Genomic DNA, 21,456 nt, shown 5'->3' on the forward strand with positions numbered 1-21,456 from the left:
CGCGGAGTCCCTAGGCGGCGATGGCCGATCGCAGCGCCAGCACCACCACGAGCGCAGCACCCACGCCCGCCGTCCACCGTCTCGCGGTGGGGGTCAGCAGCCGTGACCGGAAGCCCGCACCCACGGCGGCAAGCACCACCTGCCACACCGCCGACCCCAACAGCACGCCCGCCACGAACGCGGCGCGTGACGCCCCCGACGCGTGAGCCCCGAGCGCCGGACCCGCGGCCAGCGCGGCGAAGTAGATCACCGTGGTGGGGTTGGCGAGCGTGAGTCCCAACACCATCGCGTACGAGCGCAGCGGCGAAGCCGCGCGAGCATCCGGGGGTGCCGCGACTACAGACGCGTCTCCTCGCGACCACACGGGACGTGCGAGCACGACGGCGACCACCATGAGCACCACGGCCGCCGCCCAGTGCAATGCGGTGGCGTGCTCAGCGATCGCGGGCCCCACCGCGGCGCCCACGGTCACCGCCAGGGTGGCGTAGGCGGCATCGGCCGTGGCGGTGCCAAGGCCGGCCGCGGCGCCGGAGACGAATCCGTGTTCCACGGCGCGCTGAATGATGAGGACGCCGATGGCTCCCAGGGGGATCGCGACCGCGAGGCCCGCGATGATGCCCTCGAGCAACGCGTGCATCAGGAGGGCGTTCGCTTGGCCGTCATGGCGGCCAGCGTAGTGGTGGAGCCTAGGGGACTCGAACCCCTAACCCCCTGCTTGCAAAGCAGGTGCGCTACCAATTGCGCCAAGGCCCCTGGTGAATCTCGCGAAGCGGGATTCTGCGGTGTTCACCTTGCGGTGCTCCCACCGTGGTGGGCCCAGGAGGACTTGAACCTCCGACCTCTTCGTTATCAGCGAAGCGCTCTAACCGCCTGGTATGGGCCCTTTCGCGGCGACTGCCGCGGCGACCAACCATACCCCACGGGCGCCCGCTTCTCCAAAACGGGCAACGGGCCCCGGGGACAGGTGGCGCGGTGGTTAGTCGTCCGTGAGGGTCACGTAGACGCCGCCCACCACGGAGGAGACGGCGTTGTAGAGGAAGGCGCCGATGGCGCTCAGTGCGGTGAGCAGCACCACGTTGACGACCGAGATCAGCACCGCCGCGCTCATCCACTTGTTGAGCCTGGAAGAACTGCATGAGGTTGAGGTCCTGGGGCTCGGTGAAGAGCCTGGCCGATCCACTCGTTGGCAAGGACAAAGAGGCCCTGGCCATCGAGCACGTGCCACACCACATACGTGGCGACCACCGTCATGATGCCGACGGCCACGGACAGCAGGAAGCCGATCTTGAGGACCGACCACGGATCGATGCGCGAGACCAGCACGCGGGCACGGCGCGGCGCTCCCTTGCCGGCGAGAGACGCCATGTCGTCACCCTCGGTGAGCGAGCGCTTGGCGCGACCGCCATACTGCTTGAGCTTCTCGACGCCGGTTCCGAGCACCGCGGTCACGCCGCCCTCGGCGGGCGCCGACGGCTGCTCACCAGTGGGCGTCTCGTCTGCGGTGGTGCGCGGCTTCGCGGTGGGCAGCGCCTGCGTGGCGGCCGGCACCGACGGCGCGGGCACCTGCTGCGTGGGCGCGGTGGCCTGCACGCCGGACACCGGCGCGAACGAGCGCTGAGCCGCGGCGGGCTGCGCCGCCGTGGGCTGAGCACCGGACACGGGCTGCTGGCCCGAGACCGGCTGCTGGCCAGTGGTGGGGCGCAGGGACGCGCGCGTGGGGGTCTGGCCCGTGGTCGGGGCTCCACCGGAGACGGGGACGTCACCCGTGGTGGGCTGGAAGCCCTGCGGGGTGAAGGTCTGGCCGGATCGGGTGGCGCGGTCGTCCGCGGTCATGAAAACTCCTCGTCGAGCCGCGCCAGGCGCGCGGCATCAAGGCTCCAGGGTACTTCAGCGCGCTCTCAGGCTGAAGTAGCCCGACACGCCGATGGCCGAGCCCCGCAAGGGGACCCGGCCATCGGCGACGCTCACGCGTCGGGTGAAGAGATCGGGAGGCCACCATCAAGCCTCCCGATACGGGGTGGGCTAGACGCTCACGGGCTCCGTGCCGGTGCCGGGCTCGCCAGCCTCGACGGGCGCCTCGCCGGTGAGGTTGGCGCGCAGGCTGGGCGCCAAGGTTCGCGTCGACGTTGGTCCAGTACTGGATGGCCCGCTCGCGGATCCCGTCGGACTTCACGGCACCGACGTGACCCGTGATCTGGTCCAGGATGTGCGCCTTCTGCTGGTCGTTGAAGACGTCGCGGTACAGGCTGCCCGCCTGGCCAAAGTCGTCGTCCTCCGCGTGCAGTGTCGCGGCGGCGCGCACCATCGCACCGTCGGACTCCCAGTTTCCGGCGTCACCGGCACGCTCGGCGTCGGCGTGCGCGCCACCCTTGCTGTTGGGCGCGTACACCGGCGTGGAGGCCGAGGAGAAGGAGTAACGCATCGCGCCATCCTTCGAGTACGAGTGGCCGTTGGCATCGGCCGCGTGGGGCGCGTTGACGGGGAGGTCGGCGTGGTTGGTGCCCACGCGGTAGCGGTGAGCGTCCGCGTAGGAGAAGATGCGCGCCATCAGCATCTTGTCGGGCGAGGCGCCGATGCCGGGGACAAAGTTCGAGGGCGCGAAGGTGGCCTGCTCGATCTGCGCGAAGTAGTTCTCGGGGTTCTTGTTGAGGCTCCATGACACCCACGGGGATGAGCGGGTAGTCGGCGTGCGGCCACACCTTGGTGAGGTCGAACGGGTTGAAGCGGTACGTCTTGGCGTCCTCGTAGGGCATCACCTGGACGTGGAGGTCCCACTTGGGGAAGTCTCCGGCCTCGATGTGCTCGTAGAGGTCACGGATGTGGTGGTCGGCGTCCGAGCCCGCGAGCCTGGCCCGCCTCCTCGATCGAGAGGCCGTGCACGCCCTGCTGGCTCTTGAAGTGGTACTTGACCCAGAAGCGCTCGCCTTCGGCGTTCGTCCACTGGTAGGTGTGCGAGCCGTAGCCCTGCATCTCGCGCCACGAGCGGGGAGGCCGCGCTCGCCCATCAGCCAGGTGACCTGGTGTGCGGACTCGGGCTGGAGGGTCCAGAAGTCCCACTGCATGTCGTTGTCGCGCAGGTGCGAGCCGGGGAGGCGCTTCTGCGAACGGATGAAGTCGGGGAACTTGATGCCGTCACGGATGAAGAAGACGGGGGTGTTGTTGCCCACGAGGTCGTAGTTGCCCTCGGTGGTGTAGAACTTCAGCGCGAAGCCGCGGGGGTCGCGCCACGTGTCGGGCGAGCCGTTCTCACCTGCGACCGACGAGAAGCGCGCGAGCATCTCGGTCTGGACGCCGTCCTGGAACAGCGCCGCGCGGGTGTACTTGGCGATCTCGGGGTTGGTGGTGGTGAAGGTACCGAAGGCACCGCCGCCCTTGGCGTGGACCACTCGCTCCGGCACGCGCTCACGGTTGAACTGGGCCGCCTTCTCGACCAGGTAGTGATCGGTCAGCGCGGTGACACCGTCGTTGCCGACGGTCTGCGAGTGCTGGTCCGATGCGACGGGCGCTCCGGAGTTGGTGGTGGTGAACTTGTCGCTCACGGCATTCTCCTTAGGGTCGTGGGTTCACAGGGCCGATGCCGCCGGCTCGGCCTGGGTGACCTTGCAGGCTGAGCAGATGCCCCAGAAGGTGACTTCGGCCTCGGTGAGGTCGAAGCCGCTGGTCGTGCTCGGCGTCAGGCAGGGCGCGTGCCCCGTGACGCAGTCGACGTCGGCGACGGCACCGCACCGCTGGCACACGATGTGGTGGTGGTTGTCGCCTACGCGAAGTTCGAAGAGTCCCGGCTGCCCCGCGGGCTCGATCCGGCGTGCGATGCCTGCCTCGGTGAGGTCGTTCAGCACGTTGTGGACGGCCTGGCGTGAGGTGTGGGGGAGGTGCATCGAGACGGCGGTGAGGACCGCGTCGACGCCGGAGTGGGGGTGGTCGGCAAGGGCCGCGATGACGGCGATGCGGCTGTCCGTCACGCGCAGGCCAGCACCGCGCAGCAGCGCGATGGGCTCGACGGTGGCGGTGGTCTCCATGCTCACCATGGTGACAGGTTGTTTTGACTCTGTCAAAAGAGGGGGCGGTACTGCGAACGCGCTATGCCCACTGACCGCGAGAGATCAGGACCTCCTTGAGAAGGTCCGCGCGGTCCGAGACGATGCCGTCCACGCCCATGTCGAGCAACTTCTCCATGTGATCCACCCGGTTCACCGTCCAGATGTAGACCTGCTTGCCCGCGGCGTGAGCCTTCTCGACGTGGCCGGGAAAGATGATCGGGATGTTCTTCTGGCGCCACGGGATTTGAAGCGCGTCCACGTCTCCCAGCGTCTTGGCGGTGTCTGCCCCGAAGAAACTACCCACCCACCAGGCGACGGCCTCGCGCTGCGCCGCCGGTCGCGCCACGGGGCGGCTCAGCAGGCGAGGGTCTCGCGCCTGCGCTCGACGCTGAACGATCCGAGGCACACGCGGTCGTGCGCCTTGGTGCGTTCGATGGCCTTGGCTACCGGCACGATGCCCGAGTCGCCCTTGACGTCGATGTTCACTTTGACGTCCGGCCAGGTGCCGAGCACGTCCTCGAGCGCCGGAACGGGTTCGAGGCCCCCGATGCGCGCCGCCTTCACCGACGACCACTGCCGTTCGTCCACGCGACCCGTCGCATCGGTGGTGCGGTCGAGCGTCTCGTCGTGGAGCGCGACCGCCACCCCATCGGCCGTGCCGTGGGCATCGGTCTCGAGGTAGCCAAAGCCCAGATCCACCGCCGCCTGGAACGCCTTCATCGAGTTTTCGAGGCCGTCCAGCGAGAAGCCACGGTGTGCCAGCGCCGCGGGACGCCCGCCGTTGTCGAAGTACGGGTGGCTCATTCCAGCACCTTATCCACGAACACCCTCACCGCGTCGAGGTAGCGCTCGCGAGGTTCGTCCGCACTGAGCGCCAGGTCGTGGATCGACCCGGGCACCACGAGTCGCTCCACGTCGCTGCCGAGTCCGGCCGCCACCCGCTCGATGGCCGCGACATCCACCACGGTGTCCTGGCTTCCGTGGCGCGGATTATCGAGCCGGTCAGGCCCGGTGGAGTCCGCGGAGGCGACGAGCACGGGCACGCGGATCCCGAGCCCTCCCGCCACCCTGGTGCGAGCCGCAAGCGTGGCGGCGAGCCAGCCCGCCGTGGCCCCCACTCCCTCCGGTCGCTTCCAGGCCGTGTCGAAGACCCAACCGCGATCGCGCAACCCCGTCGTGTAAGGCGACGGCGCTGGCACCACCACCCGCCGCGGCTGGAAACGCGCCAACGTGGGGACGATCCTCATGGCGGCCGCCTGCCACGCCGACAGCGGCAAACCGAAGAGCGGACCATCGAGGATCAGACCGGCAAGGGCCGGGTCGGGGCGGTCGTGCGCCCAGATCGTGGCGGCCAGGCCCCCGTCGAGTGCGCGTGCACCACGAGGGGCAGGCTGCCGAGCCCTCGCGCGGCAGCATCGGCTACGGCCGCTGCCGCGGCATGGGCGATGTCCTCACCCAACTCGTCGATATGGCCGATGTGGTGCGCCTGGTTGCCGTCGCGCAACGAACGGCCGGCGCGGCGCATGTCCACGGCGTAGACCGCACAGCCGGACTGAGCCATCGCATCGGCCAGATGCGTGGCGAAAAAGTAGTCGTTGTAGCCGTGGACGATGAGCGCGACCCCCGCACCCGCTCCGGCACGGCGGTGCGGCGCACGAGTGTCCTGGTCAGCGGCCCATCGTCCTGACCGGGCCCCGCGGCCGGCGCGCCGAGGTCGGCCGCCTCGTAGCCGTCGAGGAGGTCGGGGGCCCACGTCAGCGTGCTCATGGTCCGAGCCTATCCGCGGGACCCGCCGCGTGGCCGTCACCCACGATTCACCTGGCAACGGCACACTTGGCGCATGAGCGACCACGACGCCGTGCTGCCCGCCACCGCGGATGCCCCCGGCCATCCCGATGCCGACACGGTTCCCCGCAAGCAGGTGTGGGCGTGGGCGCTGTGGGACTGGGCCACCCAGCCCTTCAACTCCGTCATCATCACCTTCGTCTTCACGGCGCTGTACCTGACCTCGGACAAGCTTCATCGATCCTGCGGTGGTGGAGCTCGGCAAGGACGACCCGACCTACAAGGCCGCGAGCGCCGCACTCGACGCCAACCTGGGGTGGGGCATCACGGCCGCGGGCATCCTGGTGGCGCTCCTCGCTCCGGTGCTCGGACAGCGGGCCGATGCCTCGGGTCGCCGCAAGTCGTGGCTGGGCTGGATGACGCTCCTGTTGGTGGCCTGCGTGGGAGGCCTGTACTTCGTCGAGGCGACGCCCGACGCCTTCTGGCTGGGCGCGGGCCTCATCGCCGTCGGCTCGATCGTGGCCGAGATCGCCAACGTGAACTACTACGCGATGATGACCCAGGTCTCGACCCCGTCCACCATGGGGCGCGTCTCCGGCCTCGGCTGGGGCTTGGGCTACATGGGCGGCATCGTGGCCCTGGTCGTGGTGGTGCTGCTCGACACCTTTGACTGGTTCGGCATGGACACCTCGAACGGTATGGCCTACCGGCTCATCGCCGTGGGCTGCGCCGTCTGGACGCTCATCTTCGCGTGGCCGCTGTTCGCCTACGTGCCCGAGACCAAGGTGCGCCGCCGGCCCACCGTCGCCTGCTGCGCGGCTATGCCGTCCTCGTCGCGGACCTGCGCCGCCTGTGGCATGAGGCGCGCTCGACGCTGTGGTTCGTCCTGGCATCGGCCGTGTACCGCGACGGCCTCGCCGGCGTCTTCACGTTCGGCGCGATCATCGCCGCCAAGGCCTTCGGCTTCTCCGACCAGCAGGTCATCATCTTCGGCATCGCCGCCAACCTTGTCGCCGGTGTGTCGACGGTGATCGCCGGCCGGCTCGATGACCGCTGGGGTCCGCGCCGCGTGATCGTGCTGTCGCTCGGCGTCATCGTGGGTGCGGGGCTCGTGATCGTGGCCCTGCACTCGGTCGGGGCCGTCGTGTTCTGGGTGTGCGGCCTGCTGCTGTCCGGAATGGTGGGGCCCGCGCAGTCCGCCTCGCGATCGCTGCTCGCGCGGGTCTCGCCCGAGGGGCGCGAGGCGGAGATGTTCGGCCTGTACGCCACCACGGGGCGGGCGGCATCGTTCATGGCGCCCGCGATGTGGTCGCTGTCGATCACCGTCTTCGGGGCCACCATCTGGGGAACGCTCGGTGTCATCGCGGTGGTGGCGATCGGCCTCGCGCTGCTGCTCCTCATGAAGACCCCGCAGCCCGGCCGCGCCTGAGCCCTGGCCTCAGCACCAGCCCCCACACACCCAGCACCACTCCCCCCAGCACCTCGCCCGGCCCCGCCCACCCGGCCGCGCGCCAGTGGACGGTGAGGGCGCTCCCGTGCACTCGGGTGCCTCCTGGTGGGCAATGAGGGTGCCCAGACATGCGTCGAGGCCCCGGAGCACGCTTGCTCCGGGGCCTCGATCGCTGTCGCGTTAGGACTCGTCGGTCGCGGGCGTCTCCGCGGCGGCGGGGGTCTCGGCGGACGGAGCCTCGGCGGCGTCCTCCTCGGCCTCGACCTCCTCCTCGACCTTCCGCTCCACGTTGCGGGCGATGCCGATGACCTTGTCACCCTTGCCGGGCTTGGCGAAGATGACGCCCATCGTGTTGCGGCCCTTGGCAGGAACCTCCGCCACGTTGGACCGGACCACCTTGCCGGACTCCATGATCACGAGCACCTCGTCGGTCTCGTCCACCAGCAACGCGCCCACCAGATCGCCGCGCTCGTCGGTGAGCCTTGCCCACCTTCACGCCGAGGCCACCACGGTGCTTGGCATCCCAGGCCGATGCCGCGGTGCGCTTGGCGTAGCCAAGCTCGGTCACCACGAACGAGAACGGACCATCGGTGACCGCGTTCTCCGGGCCGTCGACCTCGGAGCCGTCCACCTCGGGGGCGTCGTCATCGTCGGTGCCTTCGGGGACATCGGACCCGATCACGTCGAGAGCGAGCAGGCTCGTCGTCGTCCCGGAAGCTCATGCCCTTCACGCCCGAGGTGGCACGGCCGGTGGCGCGAATCTCCTCGTCGGTGGCGTGGAAGCGCACCGACTGACCCTTGCGGGACACCAGCATCAGGTCATCCTCGGGGCCGGCAAGGCGAGCCGAGACGAGTTCGTCGGGACGCAGTTCGCCGTCCTCACCCTCCACATCGCGCAGGTTGATCGCGATGAGGCCGCCGGAGCGGTTCGAGTCGTAGGCCGAAAGGTCGGTCTTCTTCACCAGGCCGCGCTTGGTGGCGAGCACCAGGTACGGCTTGTCCTCGTAGGACGCGATGTCGAGAACCTGAGCGATTTCCTCACCCGGCTGGAACGCGAGCAGGTTGGCGACGTGCTGACCCTTTGAGTCACGGCCTCCCTCGGGAAGGCTCGTAGCCCTTGGCGCGGTACACGCGACCAAAGTTGGTGAAGAACAGCAGCCAGCGGTGGGTGGTGGTGACGAAGAAGTGCTCCACCATGTCGTCGCTGCGCAGAGTCGCGCCGCGCACACCCTTGCCGCCACGCTTCTGCGCCCGGTACTGGTCCGAACGGGTGCGCTTGGCATAGCCGCCGCGGGTGATCGTGACGACGACCTCCTCCTCGGCGATGAGGTCCTCGATGTCCACCGAGCCGTCGAAGGGCGAGATCTCCGTGCGGCGCTCATCACCGAACTTGCGGACAATCTCGTCGAGTTCCTCGGACACGATGGTGCGCTGACGCACCTCGGACGCAAGGATCGCCTTGAGGTCCTCGATCTCCGCCATGAGCCTTGGCGTAGTCCTCTTCGATCTTCTGACGCTCCAGGGCCGCGAGGCGACGCAGGCGGAGGTTGAGGATCGCGTTGGCCTGAACCTCGTCGACGTCGAGCAGTTCCATGAGGCCCTGACGCGCCTCGTCCGCGGACGGCGAGCGACGGATCAGCGCGATGACCTCGTCGAGCCTGGTCGAGCGCCTTCACGTAGCCGCGCAGGATGTGGGCCTCGCGTTCGGCCTCGCGCAGACGGTACGCGGTGCGTCGCTGGATGACCTCGATCTGGTGGGTGATCCAGTGGCGCACGAACGAGTCGAGCGGGAGGGTGCGCGGCACGCCGTCGACCAGGGCGACCATGTTGGCGCCGAAGGTCTCCTGCAACTGCGTGTGCTTGTAGAGGTTGTTGAGCACCACCTTCGCCACAGCGTCGCGCTTGAGCACGATCACGAGGCGCTGGCCGGTGCGGCCCGAGGTCTCGTCACGAATGTCCGCGATGCCGGATACCTTGCCGTCCTTCACCAGTTCGGCGATCTTCAGCGCAAGGTTGTCCGGGTTCACCTGGTACGGCAGCGCCGTGACCACGAGGCACTGGCGGCCCTGGATCTCCTCGACGTTGACGACGGCACGCATCGTGATGGAGCCACGTCCCGTGCGGTACGCCTCGTCGATGCCCTTGCGGCCAAGGATGAGCGCGCCGGTGGGGAAGTCGGGTCCCTGGATGCGCTGGATCAGCGCCTCGAGGAGTTCCTCGCGCGAGGCCGTCGGGTGCTCGAGCGACCACTGGACACCAGCGGCAACCTCGCGCAGGTTGTGCGGCGGGATGTTGGTCGCCATACCGACAGCGATACCGGCCGAGCCGTTGACGAGGAGGTTCGGGAAGCGCGCGGGGAGCACCTTGGGCTCCTGCGTCTTGCCGTCATAGTTGTCCTGGAAATCGACGGTTTCCTTGTCGATGTCGCGGACCATCTCCATGGCGATGGGCGCCATGCGAGCCTCGGTGTAACGGTGCGCGGCGGCCGGGTCGTTACCGGGGGAACCGAAGTTGCCCTGGCCCGCGGCGAGGGGGTAGCGCAGGGACCAGTCCTGCACCATGCGGACGAGGGTGTCGTAGACAGCCGAGTCACCGTGCGGGTGGTAGTTACCCATCACCTCGCCGATGATGCGGGTGCACTTGGAGAACGAGCGGTCGGGACGGTAGCCGCCGTCGTACATCGCGTACACGACGCGACGGTGGACGGGCTTCAGTCCGTCACGGACATCGGGCAGTGCGCGCCCGACGATGACGGACATGGCGTAGTCGAGGTACGACTGCTGCATCTCCACATTGAGATCGACCTGGTCGATCCGGCCGTGGTTGTGGACCTCAGATGTCAAGGAACCTCACGTCCTTCGCGTTGCGCTGGATGAAGTTACGGCGCGACTCGACGTCGTCGCCCATCAGGATGGAGAACGTCTCGTCGGCAAGCGCCGCATCGTCCATGGTGACCTGGAGAAGGGTGCGGGTCTCGGGGTCCATCGTGGTTTCCCACAGGCTCCGAGTAGTCCATCTCACCCAGACCCTTGTAGCGCTGGATGCCGCTCTCCTTGGGGATCTTCTTGCCGTTGGCGAGGCCGTCCTTGAGGACGGCGTCGCGCTCACGGTCGGTGAAGACGTAGTCGTGGTCGGCGTTGGACCACTTGATCTTGTACAGCGGCGGCTGGGCGAGGTACACGTAGCCGGCCTCGATGAGGGGACGCATGTAGCGGAACAGCACCGTCAGCAGCAGGGTGCGGATGTGCTGGCCGTCGACATCGGCATCGGCCATCAGCACGATCTTGTGATAGCGCGCCTTGTCGAGGTCGAACTCGTCGCCGATGCCGGAACCGAAGGCCGTGAACAGCGCCTGGATCTCGGCGTTGCCGAGTGCGCGGTCGAGTCGTGCGCGCTCCACGTTGAGGACCTTTCCGCGCAGCGGCAGGATCGCCTGCGTGGCGGGGTTGCGGCCGCGGACGGCCGAGCCGCCTGCGGAGTCACCCTCGACCAGGAAGATCTCGGAGATCGACGGGTCCTTCGAGGAGCAGTCACGCAGGCTTGCCGGGCATGCCGCCCGACTCGAGCAGGCCCTTGCGGCGCGTGGCCTCGCGAGCCTTGCGGGCGGCCATGCGCGCCTGCGATGCCTGGAGGGCCTTGCGGATGATCTCCTTGGCCTCGTTGGGGTGGGCGTCGAACCAGTCGGCCATACGCTCACCGACCATGCGCTGCACGAAGGTCTTCGCCTCGGTGTTGCCCAGGCTTGGTCTTGGTCTGGCCCTCGAACTGGGGCTCGCCCAGGCGACCGAGATGACGCAGGTGAGGCCTTCGCGGACGTCGTCACCCGTGAGGTTGTCGTCCTTGTCCTTGAGCAGGCCCTTCTCCCGCGCGTAGCGGTTGACCAGCGAGGTCAGCGCGGCACGGAAGCCCTCTTCGTGGGTGCCGCCCTCGGTGGTGGCGATCGTGTTGGCGTAGGTGAAGACCGACTCGGAGTAGGCGGTGGTCCACTGCATCGCCATCTCGAGCGAGATCGACTTCTCGGTGTCCTCGGCCTCGATGTCGATCACGTCGGCGTGCACCAGTTCGGCCTTCTTGGCGTCGTTGAGGTGCGAGACGTAGTCGATGAGGCCACCGTCGTACTTGTAGATGACGGTGCGGGACGTGGGGGCGTCCTCGTCTCCTTCGGCCTCGACATCGTCCGATGCGGTGACGTGCTCGGGGCGCTCGTCCGTCACCTGGATGGACAGGCCCTTGTTGAGGAACGCCATCTGCTGGAAGCGTGCGCGCAGCGTCTCGAAGTCGTACTCGGTGGTCTCGAAGATCTCCGGGTCTGCCCAGAACGTCTGCTGCGTTCCGGTCTCCTCCGTGTCTTCACCCTTCACGAGTGTGCCCTGCGGCTTGCCGCCGTCGGCGAAGGACTGACGCCAGACGCTGCCCTGACGGCGCACCTCGGTCTCGACCTTGTAGGCTCAGGGCGTTCACGACGGAGATACCGACACCGTGGAGACCACCGGAGACTGCGTAGCCACCGCCGCCGAACTTTCCACCGGCGTGGAGGATGGTCATGACGACCTCGACCGTGGGCTTGCCCTCGGTGGGGTGGATGTCCACGGGGATGCCGCGACCGTTGTCGGTGACCTTCACCCCGCCGTCTGCCAGGAGCGTCACAGTGATAGTGTCGCAATAGCCCGCAAGGGCCTCATCGACGGAGTTGTCGACCACCTCGTAGACAAGGTGGTGCAGGCCGCGCTCTCCTGTGGAGCCGATGTACATACCCGGGCGCTTGCGGACGGCCTCGAGGCCCTCCAGCACGGTGATGTTTTCGGCTCCGTAGGCAGGCTGAGCGGGCGTCGCGTCGTTCTCGGCCACAGATTTTCGCCTTTCACGGGACTCACGCGGGCTGAGACAGCACGCGATGTACTCCGTGTCATTCTAGCGCGTTCTAGGGCCGGTCCATGAGCGCACACGGCCGTTTGTGGAGGAGTTGTCGGCCAGCGAAATTCACGGCGGGCCGATGCTGAGGCCTCCAGGACGCACGTGAGCGCCACTTGACATAAGGCTGAGGCGGTCAGGCCTCGGGCAGCATCTCCTCCAGCCACGGCACCGCGCCAGGAGGCGGGGTCTCGCCGAGCATCATCGCCGCGAGCGGCGGGCGCCAGGCGAGAGAACGATCCAGGATTCCCGGCGCGAGCCTGCTCCGTGCGTTCGCGATACACCGCGAGCCTGACGCGCCAAGAGGGGCCGCGCCACATCCCGGTGCTCGGCGGGGACCCAGTGGATCTGCGCCTCGAGGAGCAACAGGGTGCGCGCCACGTCCGCCGCCGCGTCGCCTCGAGTGCCGTTGTTCCAGTCGATGATCGTTGCCGCACCGTCCCACAGGATGTTGCGGGGGTGGAGGTCAAGATGACATAACGCGTCGCCGTCCGGAAGCTCGGAGAGCGCCCCCAGCACACGGATCTTTACGTCGCTCGGCAGAGGAGCATGGTCGATGCCGTGGCTGACATAATCCTTGGCGGTCAGCATCAGGGCCGGCGCCACGACCCGCCGGACCAGATCCTGTGCGTCCGCCAAAATCTGACCGGTTTCCTCCGGACCGAGGCTCACCACGGCATCGGCCAACTCGACGCCGTCCACATAAGACATGACGAGCGCCGGCGGCTCCGCCTCAAGCCGGGCCTCGACAAGACGCGGCACCCGCAGCCCTGCGTCGCCCGCCACCGCCAGCGCTCGGGCTTCGAGTTCGACGATCACCGCTGGCATGCCGGGCAGCAGTTCCTTCACGACCGTCCCCGCCGCGCCGGCTCTCACCACCGCAGTCGCGCCGCGGGCGATCTCGGTGCCTTCGACAGGCAGGGTCATCCGTAGGTATCCCGCGGACCACGGCCCGGCACCCGGCGCATGCCCCGCGACCATGAACGCGCCATGGGTCCCAGCACCTTGAGTTCGCGCACGATGTCCCTGCCGAACTCCTCATTGATGCGGTGACGGATCTGACCATTCATGATCTGGAGCCTGGGTGGCCCACGCCGTCGACGACGCCTTCACTGTGAGGATGCCCTCGTCAAAGGTCAGCGGCTCGCAGTGGTCGGCGATCTGGTCGCCCACGATGTCGCGCCAGCGGCCCATGACGCCGGACACCTCGATCTGCTCGGTCCACCCCATGCGTCGCAGCAGCGCCTCGACCGCATCGGACATCGGCTGCGGGTCGCGGCCCGGAGTGAACGGCTGCGAGTCGCGACGCTTTTCCTCCTGCTTGCGCCGGGCAGCGGCGGGGAGGTCCGGTACGCCCCCGCTGCCGGGCCGATGCTCGCGCCCGTTCCATCGCCTCGCGGGCGAGATCCGCACCGCTGGCCCTGGGGGCGGTGGGCTCTGGCGCGGCCGATGCGGGATTCTCGTCAGGCATCGGCCGTCACCTCGCCGGTGATGACCCTGAGTACCTCGCCGCGGAGCGCATCGGGCACGTCTTCTGCGACCGCCGCGGTGATCAGCACCTGCGACGCATCGGCGAGCCGATTCGCTAGCGCGGTGCGGCGGCCGGAGTCGAGTTCGGCGAACACGTCATCGAGGATGAGTACGGGTTCACCGTCGTCGCCCGCGTCGGGTCCGTCATCCGCGGTGAGTAGATCGTAGGAGCCCAGTCGCAAGGCGAGCGCGCACGACCAACTCTCGCCGTGACTCGCGTAGCCCTTCGCGGGCAGGCTGCCGAGAGCGATGTCGAGGTCATCGCGGTGGGGACCTGCGAGCGTGACTCCGCGTTCGATCTCCTTGGGGCGCACCTCGCGAAGCCGTTCGAGGAGACGCTCGCCGATCGCGGCCGCGTCGGCATCGGGTGCGAGTGGCTCGGGGGAATCGAGGGACGTGGCGTAGCCGACCTTGCAGTCGCCGCCGTCGGGTGCGACCGCCGCGTAGGCTGACTTGACATAAGGCGCGAGCGATCCGATCGCCGCACGGCGGGCGGCGACGATCCGCCCACCCAACTCGGCGAGCCTTCTCATCCCAGATGTCCAGCATCGTGAGGTCACCGCGAGCATTCTTCGCGGTCTTGAGCATGCTGGATCGTTGCCGCAACACGCGGTCATAGTCGGACAACTCGCCAGCGAGCCGAGGATGCAACGCGACGATCAGGCTCATCCATGAACTGACGTCTGCCCGCCGGATCGCCCTTCACCAGCGACAAGTCCTCCGGCGCGAACACCACGGTGCGCAGCGTGCCGAGCAGGTCACGCGGCTTGGCGGCCGCCCTACCGATGCGCGCAGTGTTCGCCTTGCCGGTGTTGAGCGTGACCTCAAGTGCGAGCGAACGGCCAGCCTTCTCCACTCGCGCGCGGACCACTGCCCGCTCGGCACCCTGACGAAGGAGGGGAGCATCGGACGCGACGCGATGCGACGAGAGGGTCGAGAGGTACCTCACCGCCTCGACCACATTGGTCTTGCCCTGCCCGTTGCGACCGACGAGCGTGGTCACGCGGGGGCCGAACTCGATGTCGACCTCCCCGTAACTGCGGAAGTCGATCAGGCTCAGATGCGTGACACGCATCGTGGGCTCACGACTGGATGCGGATGGGCACCAGCAGGTAGCGGAACTCGGTCGCGAGATCGCCGCCCGGCTCCGAGAGGCCGACGAACTCGACCGGCTTGGTCTCCTGCGTGAAGCCCAGGCGCACGTACTCGGTGCCGAGCGCGCCCAGGCCGTCGAGAAGGTACGCCGGGTTGAATGCAACGGTGATCGCATCGCCGTCGAGCGTGCACTCGAGTGCCTCGGATGCCTGCGCGTCATCGGTCTGACCGGCGTCGAGCGTGACCTCGCCCTCGGCAAACGCCAAGCGGACGGCCGAGTTGCGCTCCGCCACGAGGGACACACGACGGGTGGCCTCGATGAGGTCGGTCGTCTTGACCACGGCCTTGACCGGAGTGTCGTCAGGGAACAGGCGACGCACCTGCGGGTAGTCGCCATCCATCAGCAGCGAGGTGGTGACGAGACCGCCGGCCTCGAAACCGATGAGGTCGACTCCCTGCCCGGAGGCTCAGCGCGACGGTGACATCGCCGGCTCCCAGAGCCTTCGCCGTGTCGGACAGGGTCTTCGCACGTACAAGAGCCACGGACGAGAGGTCCGACTTCGACGGCTTCCAGTCGAGTTCGCGCAGCGCGAGGCGGTAGCGGTCGGTGGCGAGCAGCGAAATGTGCGAGCCGTCGATCTCCATGCGCACACCCGTGAGGATGGGAAGAGTCTCGTCGCGAGAGGCAGCCGAGGACACCTGGCTGACCGCCTGCTGCAGGCTGGGCACCGTCGATGGTGCCGGACTGCTCGGGAAGTTCGGGCAGCGACGGGTACTGATCCACGGGCATCGTCGCGAGGGTGAAGCGCGACGCGCCACAGGTCACGGAGACCTTGGAGCCCTCGAGGGTGAACTCGACCGGCTTGTGAGGCAGAGCGTTGGCGATCTCACGAAGAAGACGACCGGACACCAGCACCTCGCCAGCCTGCTCGACATCGGCCGCGAACTCGCCACGGGCGGAGACCTCGTAGTCGAAGGCGGCCAGACGCACGGTGCCAGTGGTGTCCGCATCGATACGCACGCCCGCGAGCACGGGAACCGGGGGCGAGCCGGCACGGCACGCGAGGTCCAGGCGACGGCGTCGGCCAACACGTCACGGTCGACGGTGAACTTCATGGGATCTCCTTCAAGTCTGGCGCACAGACTACGCCACGCCGGTGACGTGACAAGTGTGGATGGGCGAAGCGGGGGCGGACGGGCGGTCGGGTCAATGAAGGCCAGGTTGTGAAAAGTGGAATGACAAGAAGAGAGTCGTAGTCATAGGCATCGTGGAAACTGGGGAGAACCACAAAAATCCCTGGCAGTCGATCGATTCTTGTCGTGAGTAGCCTGGGGACGAATCACAGGATGATGTGGTTCGAGCCGTGGATGGAGCCGGCGAGCCTCACAAGACTTGTCATTCTGTCCACATCTGCGTCCCAAGGGCTCTCCGTGTAGTTTCCACGACTACTCACAGGTTTTTCCACATGTGTGAAAGACGCAGCAATCGTGTCGTGATGGGCGTGTCGCGGGCGTGTCGCGCGGCCGTGTCGGCCTCCCCGAGGCGCTTTCCAAGGTAAGGCGCGACTCTTGCGACAGATGTGATACGCATCGGCCGGATGGTCGTCACAGACACCGCAGGCGTCACGGCATACCTTGGAAGTCGCCAACGCGGGGGCGGTGGGCATGGGCGATGCCACGGCTGAGTTTCTGGCCGATGCATCAGCCCCGTCGCGGCTTTAGGCGCGTGACTGCTGCTTGATGCGCGCGTGAATCTCGTTGACCTGGTTGTACATCTGGCGACGCTGCGCGATCTGGTCCTCGACCTTCTTGACCGCGTACATCACCGTGGTGTGGTCCTTGCCACCGAAGTGCTCACCGATCTTCGGTAGAGACAGATCGGTGAGTGACGGCACAGATACATGGCGATCTGTCGCGCTGTCACGTAGACGCGCGACCGCGACGTGCCCGTGAGGCTCGTCCATCGAGATACCGAAGTAATCCGCGGTGGTGCCGATGATCGACGACGCGGTGATCTCCGAGTCGTCGTCGGAGATGAGGTCCTTGAGAACCACCTGCGCGAGGCTCAGGTCAACGGGCTGCTTGTTGAGCGCCGCAAAAGCCGTGACGCGGATGAGGGCACCCTCGAGCTCGCGGATATTGCTCGTGATGTTCGAGCCGATGTACTCGAGCACATCGCCGGGCGCCGCCACGTCATCGGCCGCGGCCTTCTTACGAAGGATGGCGATACGCGTCTCAAGGTCTGGCGGCTGCACGTCGGTCATGAGGCCCCACTCGAAGCGGGTCCGCATCCGTTCCTCGATGCCATCGAGGTGACGCGGGCTCACATCGGACGTGATGACCACGTGCTTGCCCGCGTTGTGCAGCGCGTTAAAGGTGTGGAAGAACTCCTCGAGCGTCTGCTCCTTGCCCTGCAGGAACTGGATGTCGTCGATGAGCAGGACGTCGACCTCGCGGTAGGTGCGCTTGAACGTCAGCGACCGGTCGTCACGGATCGAGTTGATGAAGTCGTTGGTGAACTCCTCGGAGTTCACGTAGCGCACGCGGGTCTGCGGCTTGAGGTGGCGCGTGTAGTGGCCGATGGCGTGAAGCAGGTGCGTCTTGCCAAGCCCCGAGTCACCGTAAATGAAGAGAGGGTTGTACGTCTTGCCCGGCGACTCGGCCACGGCGAGCGCCGCGGCGTGAGCAAAGCGGTTCGAGGAACCGATGACGAAAGTGTCGAACGTGTAGCGAGGGTTGAGGTGCGGATCCTCGACCGTGGGGGCGGGCGGCTCCTCGCGTACCGCGGCCGCGCGCGGCGCGGACTCGGGAGCCTCGTCTTCCTCGACGGCCGATGCCGGAGGCTCGACCGAGGCGTCGACCGTCACCGCGATGCGGACCTCGCGGCCGAGTGACTCGGACAGCGCACGCGTGATCGGCTCACGCAGGGTTCCCTCGACATAGTTCTTGGTGAAATCCTGGGCGACCGCGAGGAACACGTTGTCCTCGACGACGGCGAGTGGCTTGATGAGCCGGATGAACGAGCGGTTCTGGTGAGAGGCCTTCACCCTCGTTCAGGCGCAGGCACGCGCGGGCCCACAGGGTGTCGATGCCCTCATTCGCATCGGCGTCCTGATCCGCGGCCATCGGCCCTCCTCGCAGCGTTGTCCACATGTCTGTGCACAGGGGTTGAGAGGCCGTCACGCGTTCGTTACCCAGGGCACGGCGTGTCGCTCCGCGCGGAGCGACCTCGTGTGGGGGAGCCTATCTTGTTCAAGGCTTGCGACCAATGTGGGGTCGTGGATTTGACCTGCCTCACGCGGGCGCGTAACGTGAGTGCGCTGATTTGACCATCTTTACAACAACTGTCATGGAGTGACCCGTGAGCAAGCGGACCTACCAGCCGAACAACCGCAAGCGCGCTAAGACGCACGGCTTCCGCCTGCGCATGCGCACCCGTGCCGGACGCTCGATCCTCGCATCGCGTCGTCGCAAGGGCCGCGGCAAGCTTTCGGCGTAAGCGGTGCTGCCGGCCGGCTCCCGCATGTCGGCGTCGACGGATTTTCAGTCCGTCATGCGTCGCGGTGCGAAGAGCGGCCGGGCCACCGTCGTCGTTTACCTGAAGCAAACCGGCAATGCTGAGAGCATCGCCGGTTTCGCTGTATCCAGGGCCGTGGGAGGTGCCGTGATTCGTAACCGAGTCAAGCGGCGTCTGCGCGCCATCATGGCGGAAGCGTTGCCGGGTCTTCCCGTGGGCTCCGCTGTGGTGATTCGTGCGCTTCCCCGCAGCGCCGATGTTGATTATGTCAAGTTGCGTGGCGATGTGACCGAGGCGATTGCCACGGCGCAGCGCAAGGCGGCACTGGCATGAGCACACGGACGTGGTGGGCGAACGTTCGCGCCGTGCCCGCCTGGACCCTCGGCGGAGTGATTCGGCTCTATCAGGCGACCATCTCGCCGCTGACCGGCCCCACGTGCAAGTACTACCCGAGCCTGTTCACACTACGGACTCACCGCAGTGCGCCGCCACGGTGCGCTGCGCGGTGGAACTTTGGCAGCGTGGCGGGTGCTGCGATGCAACCCCTGGAGTGACGGAGGCGTGGACGACGTCCCGCTGAAGGGCGAGCCCCTGTTCCGACGCACCACCACGACGTCTGCGGAGGCACCAGCCCCCGTGCATGCAACCTAAGGACTGCAGTTGAGCCTTCCTCGATACGATCCTCTGGCCGCTCGAATGGGTGGTCGCCAACATCATGGTGATCTGGCACTGGCTGTTCACCGCCATCGGCATGGATACCGCGTCCGGCTGGACCTGGGGCCTGTCGATCGTGGGCCTCGTGGTCACGATCCGTATCGCCCTGATCCCGCTCTTCGTGAAGCAGATCAAGGCCTCGCGTGCGATGCAGATGATCGCTCCCGAGTTGCGGGCCGTGCAGGCCAAGTACAAGAACAAGAAGGATCAGGCGTCCCGCGAGGCCATGAGCCGCGAGACGATGGAGCCTACGCCAAGCACAAGACGAACCCGTTCTCGTCTTGCCTCCCGATGCTGATCCAGGCGCCCATCTTCTTCGCCCTGTTCCGCGTGCTGAACTACCGCATCGAGGGCGTCTCCGAGGCTCGTCCGATCGGCATGCTGACCGCGGAACTCGCGGCGCAGGCGCACGACGCCACCATCTTTGGCGCGCAGGCTCTCCGACACGTTCACCACTGCGGACTCGGCCGCGACCCGCTGGGTGTCCGCCATCCTCATCGTCATGATGGTCGCGACCACGTTCACCACTCAGCGTCAGGCGACCCAGAAGAACATGCCCGCCTCGGCCCTCGAGGGCCCCATGGCGAACCAGCAGAAGATCCTGATGTACGCGCTGCCGTTCATCTTCGTGATCACCGGCCCCAACTTCCCCGTGGGTGTGCTGATCTACTGGACCACCACCAACCTGTGGACCATGGGCCAGCAGTTCTACGTGATCCGCAATAACCCGACGCCCGGCTCCGAGGCCGAGCGTCAGGCTCAAGGCCCGCAAGGAAGCGAGGGCCAAGAAGAAGGGGCTCGTCATCGACGGGACCTCCGAGGACGTCACGACGGCCACGCTCGAGGCGCCCGTGAACCGTCAGCGTCAGCAGCCCAAGAAGGGCGGCTCGCGTTCGCAGCGTAAGAAGAAGCCCGGCACGGGTACGAGCACCGGCTCCCCGTCCGATGCCACCGACTCAGCCGACGCCGATGGCGTTGGCACCGACAAGAAGGACAACGATGACTGACGAGACCAAGACGAGCAGGCTCGTGTCCGAGGGCGATATCGCCGCGGACTTCCTCGAGGAGCCTGCTCGACATCCTCGACATGGACGGCGACATTGACATCTCCGTCGAGGCTGGCCGCGCCAAAGTTGCCGTCGTGGCCGAGGGACCCACGCAGGATCTCAAGCGACTCGTGGGGCCTGACGGCGAGGTGCTCGACGCGCTTCAGGATCTTGCTCGCCTGGCCGTCCAGTCCGAGACCGGCGAACTGTCGCGCCTCATGCTGGACATTGCCGACTTCCGTGCGGGACGCCGTGAGCGCCTGGCAGAGCAGGCTCGTGAGGTCATCGAGCGCGTCAAGGAAAGTGGACTGCGCGAGAGTCTTCCGCCCATGAACGCTTTTGAGCGCAAGGTAGTGCACGACGTCGTTCTCGGGGCCGGCCTCGCGTCGGAGTCCGAGGGTGAGGACCCGCACCGCTACGTCGTGGTCCTTCCTGCGGCCTGACACTGTTTCACGTGAAACATCGTGGGGTAGGTAGATGAGTACCGGAGAGCGGCCCGACACAGAGGTGCCGGCGGAGGCTGCGCACACTCGCCAACGACCCCCTCCACGGCGACGATCGCCTCAGGGAGTACTTCGGCGACTCCTATCCGCGCGTCCTGGCCTTCGCCGAGGCTCTTGGCTGTCCAGGGAGTGCTGCGTGGTCTGATCGGTCCGCGCGAGTGACTCGCATCTGGGAGCGCCACATCCTGAACTCCGCCGCGGTCGTTCCCTTCTTGGGGGAGGGAACCATCGTGGACGTGGGCTCGGGTGCGGGGCTGCCCGGCATCGTGGTCGCCGCGATGCTGCCCGAGCGTCAGGTCGTTCTCGTGGAGCCGATGGAGCGCAGAACCACGTGGCTCTTCGAGGCCGCCGAGCGCTGTGGCATCGACAACGCCATCGTGGTGCGCGGTCGCGCCGAAGAGGTCCGCGAATCCGTAGAGGCCGACGTCATCACCGCGCGTGCGGTGGCCTCGATCGACAAGGCTCGTCAAGTGGTGCGCGCCCTTGCTCAGCCCCACCGGAACCATGGCGCTCCTCAAGGGACGGTCCGCTCCGCTGGAGATTGAGAGCGCGAAGTACGTGCTGCGACGCGCTGGCCTCGTGGGCGAGGTTCACGACGCGCACACGCTCGATGGCGTGGATCCCACGACCGTGGTCACCCTGACGAGGGCGGCGCACTGACCTGTCAATGTTTCACGTGAAACATCGGGTGGCGGCGCGTGCGAGTGCGAGTCGCATCCCCGTATCGCGGCGATGCCCTGATCAAGGCGACGAGGGCGAGCGACGGGTCGCACACTACGGATGTCGAGGCGCCGCCGTGTCTCAAGGCAAGGCAGTCATGTCTATCGAGCGTCAGGGATCCCCTCGGCCACCCGAAGCACCGGAG

Annotated in this window: 27 protein-coding genes, 2 tRNA genes and 8 pseudogenes; 12 read left to right on the forward strand and 25 right to left on the reverse strand. The window is 67.3% G+C overall.

Annotated elements, in window-relative coordinates:
- Window positions 1-10 precede the first annotated feature (10 nt).
- The 13 genes and pseudogenes from QQK48_RS08460 to QQK48_RS08505 form a co-directional block, all read right to left on the reverse strand.
- Entirely contained in the window at window positions 11-637 is a 627-nt protein-coding gene (locus QQK48_RS08460; RefSeq protein WP_284328167.1) for a LysE family transporter, read from the reverse strand.
- A gap of 40 nt (window positions 638-677) precedes the next feature.
- Window positions 678-753 (reverse strand) — tRNA-Ala (locus tag QQK48_RS08465).
- A 55-nt stretch (window positions 754-808) separates the two neighbouring features.
- A tRNA-Ile gene (locus QQK48_RS08470) sits at window positions 809-883 on the reverse strand.
- A 93-nt stretch (window positions 884-976) separates the two neighbouring features.
- Window positions 977-1,108: a DUF3566 domain-containing protein gene (locus QQK48_RS08475; protein ID WP_284328168.1), complete on the reverse strand. Its 132-nt coding sequence runs from the start codon at window positions 1,106-1,108 to the stop codon at window positions 977-979.
- On the reverse strand, window positions 1,105-1,833 hold the full coding sequence (locus tag QQK48_RS08480) for a DUF3566 domain-containing protein (RefSeq protein WP_284328169.1): 729 nt from the start codon (window positions 1,831-1,833) through the stop codon (window positions 1,105-1,107). The genes QQK48_RS08475 and QQK48_RS08480 overlap by 4 nt, the downstream gene beginning before the upstream one ends.
- Entirely contained in the window at window positions 1,760-2,422 is a 663-nt protein-coding gene (locus tag QQK48_RS21545; RefSeq protein WP_431308412.1) for a catalase-related domain-containing protein, read from the reverse strand. Before QQK48_RS21545 ends, QQK48_RS08480 begins: the two co-directional genes overlap by 74 nt.
- Window positions 2,423-2,428: 6 nt before the next feature.
- A pseudogene (locus QQK48_RS21550) lies at window positions 2,429-2,662 on the reverse strand (catalase); the annotation flags it as partial.
- Window positions 2,663-2,690: 28 nt separating this feature from the next.
- Window positions 2,691-3,539: pseudogene (locus QQK48_RS21555) on the reverse strand (catalase); the annotation flags it as partial.
- Between the two features lie 24 nt (window positions 3,540-3,563).
- The gene (locus QQK48_RS08490) at window positions 3,564-4,028 is read right to left on the reverse strand and encodes a Fur family transcriptional regulator (RefSeq protein WP_431308314.1); all 465 of its coding nucleotides are present in this window, start codon (window positions 4,026-4,028) and stop codon (window positions 3,564-3,566) included.
- A 52-nt stretch (window positions 4,029-4,080) separates the two neighbouring features.
- Window positions 4,081-4,386: a glycerophosphodiester phosphodiesterase family protein gene (locus QQK48_RS19655; protein WP_348523541.1), complete on the reverse strand. Its 306-nt coding sequence runs from the start codon at window positions 4,384-4,386 to the stop codon at window positions 4,081-4,083.
- A gap of 8 nt (window positions 4,387-4,394) precedes the next feature.
- Window positions 4,395-4,844, reverse strand: a complete 450-nt coding sequence (locus QQK48_RS19660) for a glycerophosphodiester phosphodiesterase (protein ID WP_348523542.1) — start codon at window positions 4,842-4,844, stop codon at window positions 4,395-4,397.
- Window positions 4,841-5,287 (reverse strand): alpha/beta fold hydrolase, encoded by a 447-nt coding sequence (locus tag QQK48_RS08500; protein WP_284328171.1) that lies wholly within the window; start codon window positions 5,285-5,287, stop codon window positions 4,841-4,843. The genes QQK48_RS19660 and QQK48_RS08500 overlap by 4 nt, the downstream gene beginning before the upstream one ends.
- A gap of 53 nt (window positions 5,288-5,340) precedes the next feature.
- Window positions 5,341-5,847 (reverse strand): serine aminopeptidase domain-containing protein, encoded by a 507-nt coding sequence (locus tag QQK48_RS08505; RefSeq protein WP_284328172.1) that lies wholly within the window; start codon window positions 5,845-5,847, stop codon window positions 5,341-5,343.
- Between the two features lie 294 nt (window positions 5,848-6,141).
- On the opposite strand from QQK48_RS08505, the pseudogene QQK48_RS08510 reads away from it, so the two are divergent.
- Window positions 6,142-7,254: pseudogene (locus tag QQK48_RS08510) on the forward strand (MFS transporter); the annotation flags it as partial.
- A gap of 201 nt (window positions 7,255-7,455) precedes the next feature.
- Here the strand turns inward: QQK48_RS08510 and gyrA are convergent.
- The 12 genes and pseudogenes from gyrA to dnaA all read right to left on the reverse strand — a co-directional run bounded on the left by gyrA (window position 7,456) and on the right by dnaA (window position 17,858).
- A pseudogene (gene gyrA, locus QQK48_RS08515) lies at window positions 7,456-10,061 on the reverse strand (DNA gyrase subunit A).
- A gap of 46 nt (window positions 10,062-10,107) precedes the next feature.
- The gene (locus QQK48_RS21560) at window positions 10,108-10,260 is read right to left on the reverse strand and encodes a hypothetical protein (protein ID WP_431308315.1); all 153 of its coding nucleotides are present in this window, start codon (window positions 10,258-10,260) and stop codon (window positions 10,108-10,110) included.
- Window positions 10,261-10,501: 241 nt separating this feature from the next.
- A pseudogene (locus tag QQK48_RS21565) lies at window positions 10,502-10,813 on the reverse strand (toprim domain-containing protein); the annotation flags it as partial.
- Complete coding sequence (locus QQK48_RS21570; RefSeq protein ID WP_431308413.1) at window positions 10,806-11,489, reverse strand: DNA topoisomerase subunit B; 684 nt, start codon at window positions 11,487-11,489, stop codon at window positions 10,806-10,808. The pseudogene QQK48_RS21565 and the gene QQK48_RS21570, both read right to left, overlap by 8 nt.
- Window positions 11,472-12,123, reverse strand: a pseudogene (locus QQK48_RS21575) (ATP-binding protein); the annotation flags it as partial. The gene QQK48_RS21570 and the pseudogene QQK48_RS21575, both read right to left, overlap by 18 nt.
- Before the next feature lie 264 nt (window positions 12,124-12,387).
- Window positions 12,388-13,113 (reverse strand): phosphotransferase family protein, encoded by a 726-nt coding sequence (locus QQK48_RS08525; RefSeq protein ID WP_284328173.1) that lies wholly within the window; start codon window positions 13,111-13,113, stop codon window positions 12,388-12,390.
- Window positions 13,110-13,256 carry a DciA family protein gene (locus tag QQK48_RS08530; RefSeq protein ID WP_284328174.1) on the reverse strand — a complete coding sequence of 49 codons (147 nt, stop codon included), beginning with the start codon at window positions 13,254-13,256 and terminating at the stop codon, window positions 13,110-13,112. The genes QQK48_RS08525 and QQK48_RS08530 overlap by 4 nt, the downstream gene beginning before the upstream one ends.
- Entirely contained in the window at window positions 13,225-13,599 is a 375-nt protein-coding gene (locus QQK48_RS08535; RefSeq protein ID WP_284328175.1) for a DciA family protein, read from the reverse strand. Before QQK48_RS08535 ends, QQK48_RS08530 begins: the two co-directional genes overlap by 32 nt.
- A 50-nt stretch (window positions 13,600-13,649) precedes the next feature.
- A complete protein-coding gene (locus QQK48_RS19665) occupies window positions 13,650-14,249 on the reverse strand; it encodes a DNA replication/repair protein RecF (protein WP_348523543.1) in 600 nt (199 codons plus the stop codon).
- A gap of 80 nt (window positions 14,250-14,329) precedes the next feature.
- Window positions 14,330-14,791: an AAA family ATPase gene (locus QQK48_RS19670; RefSeq protein WP_348523544.1), complete on the reverse strand. Its 462-nt coding sequence runs from the start codon at window positions 14,789-14,791 to the stop codon at window positions 14,330-14,332.
- 7 nt (window positions 14,792-14,798) lie between these two features.
- Window positions 14,799-15,927, reverse strand: a pseudogene (dnaN, locus tag QQK48_RS08545) (DNA polymerase III subunit beta).
- 602 nt (window positions 15,928-16,529) lie between these two features.
- Complete coding sequence (gene dnaA, locus QQK48_RS08550; RefSeq protein ID WP_284328176.1) at window positions 16,530-17,858, reverse strand: chromosomal replication initiator protein DnaA; 1,329 nt, start codon at window positions 17,856-17,858, stop codon at window positions 16,530-16,532.
- A gap of 314 nt (window positions 17,859-18,172) precedes the next feature.
- Between dnaA and rpmH the strand changes: the two genes are divergently transcribed.
- The 11 genes and pseudogenes from rpmH (at window position 18,173) to QQK48_RS08590 (ending at window position 21,251) form a co-directional block, all read left to right on the forward strand.
- Entirely contained in the window at window positions 18,173-18,310 is a 138-nt protein-coding gene (gene rpmH / locus QQK48_RS08555; RefSeq protein ID WP_084079500.1) for a 50S ribosomal protein L34, read from the forward strand.
- A 3-nt stretch (window positions 18,311-18,313) separates the two neighbouring features.
- The gene (gene rnpA / locus QQK48_RS08560; protein ID WP_284328177.1) at window positions 18,314-18,661 is read left to right on the forward strand and encodes a ribonuclease P protein component; all 348 of its coding nucleotides are present in this window, start codon (window positions 18,314-18,316) and stop codon (window positions 18,659-18,661) included.
- A 32-nt stretch (window positions 18,662-18,693) separates the two neighbouring features.
- The gene (gene yidD, locus QQK48_RS21580) at window positions 18,694-18,882 is read left to right on the forward strand and encodes a membrane protein insertion efficiency factor YidD (RefSeq protein WP_431308445.1); all 189 of its coding nucleotides are present in this window, start codon (window positions 18,694-18,696) and stop codon (window positions 18,880-18,882) included.
- Window positions 18,809-18,979, forward strand: a complete 171-nt coding sequence (gene yidD, locus QQK48_RS21585; RefSeq protein ID WP_431308316.1) for a membrane protein insertion efficiency factor YidD — start codon at window positions 18,809-18,811, stop codon at window positions 18,977-18,979. The genes yidD (QQK48_RS21580) and yidD (QQK48_RS21585) overlap by 74 nt, the downstream gene beginning before the upstream one ends.
- Before the next feature lie 49 nt (window positions 18,980-19,028).
- A complete protein-coding gene (locus tag QQK48_RS19675; RefSeq protein WP_348523545.1) occupies window positions 19,029-19,340 on the forward strand; it encodes a YidC/Oxa1 family membrane protein insertase in 312 nt (103 codons plus the stop codon).
- Window positions 19,334-19,399 (forward strand): annotated as a pseudogene (locus tag QQK48_RS22450) (hypothetical protein); the annotation flags it as partial. The gene QQK48_RS19675 and the pseudogene QQK48_RS22450, both read left to right, overlap by 7 nt.
- 67 nt (window positions 19,400-19,466) lie before the next feature.
- The gene (locus QQK48_RS19680) at window positions 19,467-19,946 is read left to right on the forward strand and encodes a YidC/Oxa1 family membrane protein insertase (protein WP_348523546.1); all 480 of its coding nucleotides are present in this window, start codon (window positions 19,467-19,469) and stop codon (window positions 19,944-19,946) included.
- Entirely contained in the window at window positions 19,894-20,049 is a 156-nt protein-coding gene (locus QQK48_RS08575; protein ID WP_284329467.1) for a hypothetical protein, read from the forward strand. Before QQK48_RS19680 ends, QQK48_RS08575 begins: the two co-directional genes overlap by 53 nt.
- 80 nt (window positions 20,050-20,129) lie before the next feature.
- Window positions 20,130-20,531 carry a Jag family protein gene (locus QQK48_RS08580; RefSeq protein ID WP_284328178.1) on the forward strand — a complete coding sequence of 134 codons (402 nt, stop codon included), beginning with the start codon at window positions 20,130-20,132 and terminating at the stop codon, window positions 20,529-20,531.
- Window positions 20,532-20,749: 218 nt separating this feature from the next.
- On the forward strand, window positions 20,750-21,136 hold the full coding sequence (locus QQK48_RS08585) for a 16S rRNA (guanine(527)-N(7))-methyltransferase RsmG (RefSeq protein ID WP_284328179.1): 387 nt from the start codon (window positions 20,750-20,752) through the stop codon (window positions 21,134-21,136).
- Window positions 21,096-21,251 (forward strand): hypothetical protein, encoded by a 156-nt coding sequence (locus tag QQK48_RS08590; RefSeq protein ID WP_284328180.1) that lies wholly within the window; start codon window positions 21,096-21,098, stop codon window positions 21,249-21,251. Before QQK48_RS08585 ends, QQK48_RS08590 begins: the two co-directional genes overlap by 41 nt.
- The last annotated feature ends 205 nt before the right edge of the window (window positions 21,252-21,456 follow it).

The sequence above is a fragment of the Demequina litorisediminis genome (genome assembly GCF_030161615.1).
Classification (GTDB): Bacteria; Actinomycetota; Actinomycetes; order Actinomycetales; family Demequinaceae; genus Demequina; species Demequina litorisediminis.

What these genes read in the sequence shown, in the direction of transcription:
- QQK48_RS08460 (WP_284328167.1), bottom strand. Translation starts at nt 637, where the DNA reads ATGCACGCGTTGCTCGAGGGCATCATCGCGGGCCTCGCGGTCGCGATC.
- QQK48_RS08475 (WP_284328168.1), bottom strand. Translation starts at nt 1,108, where the DNA reads ATGAGCGCGGCGGTGCTGATCTCGGTCGTCAACGTGGTGCTGCTCACC.
- QQK48_RS08480 (WP_284328169.1), bottom strand. Translation starts at nt 1,833, where the DNA reads ATGACCGCGGACGACCGCGCCACCCGATCCGGCCAGACCTTCACCCCG.
- QQK48_RS21545 (WP_431308412.1), bottom strand. Translation starts at nt 2,422, where the DNA reads ATGCGTTACTCCTTCTCCTCGGCCTCCACGCCGGTGTACGCGCCCAAC.
- QQK48_RS08490 (WP_431308314.1), bottom strand. Translation starts at nt 4,028, where the DNA reads ATGGTGAGCATGGAGACCACCGCCACCGTCGAGCCCATCGCGCTGCTG.
- QQK48_RS19660 (WP_348523542.1), bottom strand. Translation starts at nt 4,844, where the DNA reads ATGAGCCACCCGTACTTCGACAACGGCGGGCGTCCCGCGGCGCTGGCA.
- QQK48_RS08500 (WP_284328171.1), bottom strand. Translation starts at nt 5,287, where the DNA reads ATGAGGATCGTCCCCACGTTGGCGCGTTTCCAGCCGCGGCGGGTGGTG.
- QQK48_RS21560 (WP_431308315.1), bottom strand. Translation starts at nt 10,260, where the DNA reads ATGGACCCCGAGACCCGCACCCTTCTCCAGGTCACCATGGACGATGCG.
- QQK48_RS08525 (WP_284328173.1), bottom strand. Translation starts at nt 13,113, where the DNA reads ATGACCCTGCCTGTCGAAGGCACCGAGATCGCCCGCGGCGCGACTGCG.
- QQK48_RS08530 (WP_284328174.1), bottom strand. Translation starts at nt 13,256, where the DNA reads ATGAATGGTCAGATCCGTCACCGCATCAATGAGGAGTTCGGCAGGGAC.
- QQK48_RS19665 (WP_348523543.1), bottom strand. Translation starts at nt 14,249, where the DNA reads ATGAGAAGGCTCGCCGAGTTGGGTGGGCGGATCGTCGCCGCCCGCCGT.
- QQK48_RS19670 (WP_348523544.1), bottom strand. Translation starts at nt 14,791, where the DNA reads ATGCGTGTCACGCATCTGAGCCTGATCGACTTCCGCAGTTACGGGGAG.
- QQK48_RS08580 (WP_284328178.1), top strand. Translation starts at nt 20,130, where the DNA reads ATGGACGGCGACATTGACATCTCCGTCGAGGCTGGCCGCGCCAAAGTT.
- QQK48_RS08590 (WP_284328180.1), top strand. Translation starts at nt 21,096, where the DNA reads ATGGCGCTCCTCAAGGGACGGTCCGCTCCGCTGGAGATTGAGAGCGCG.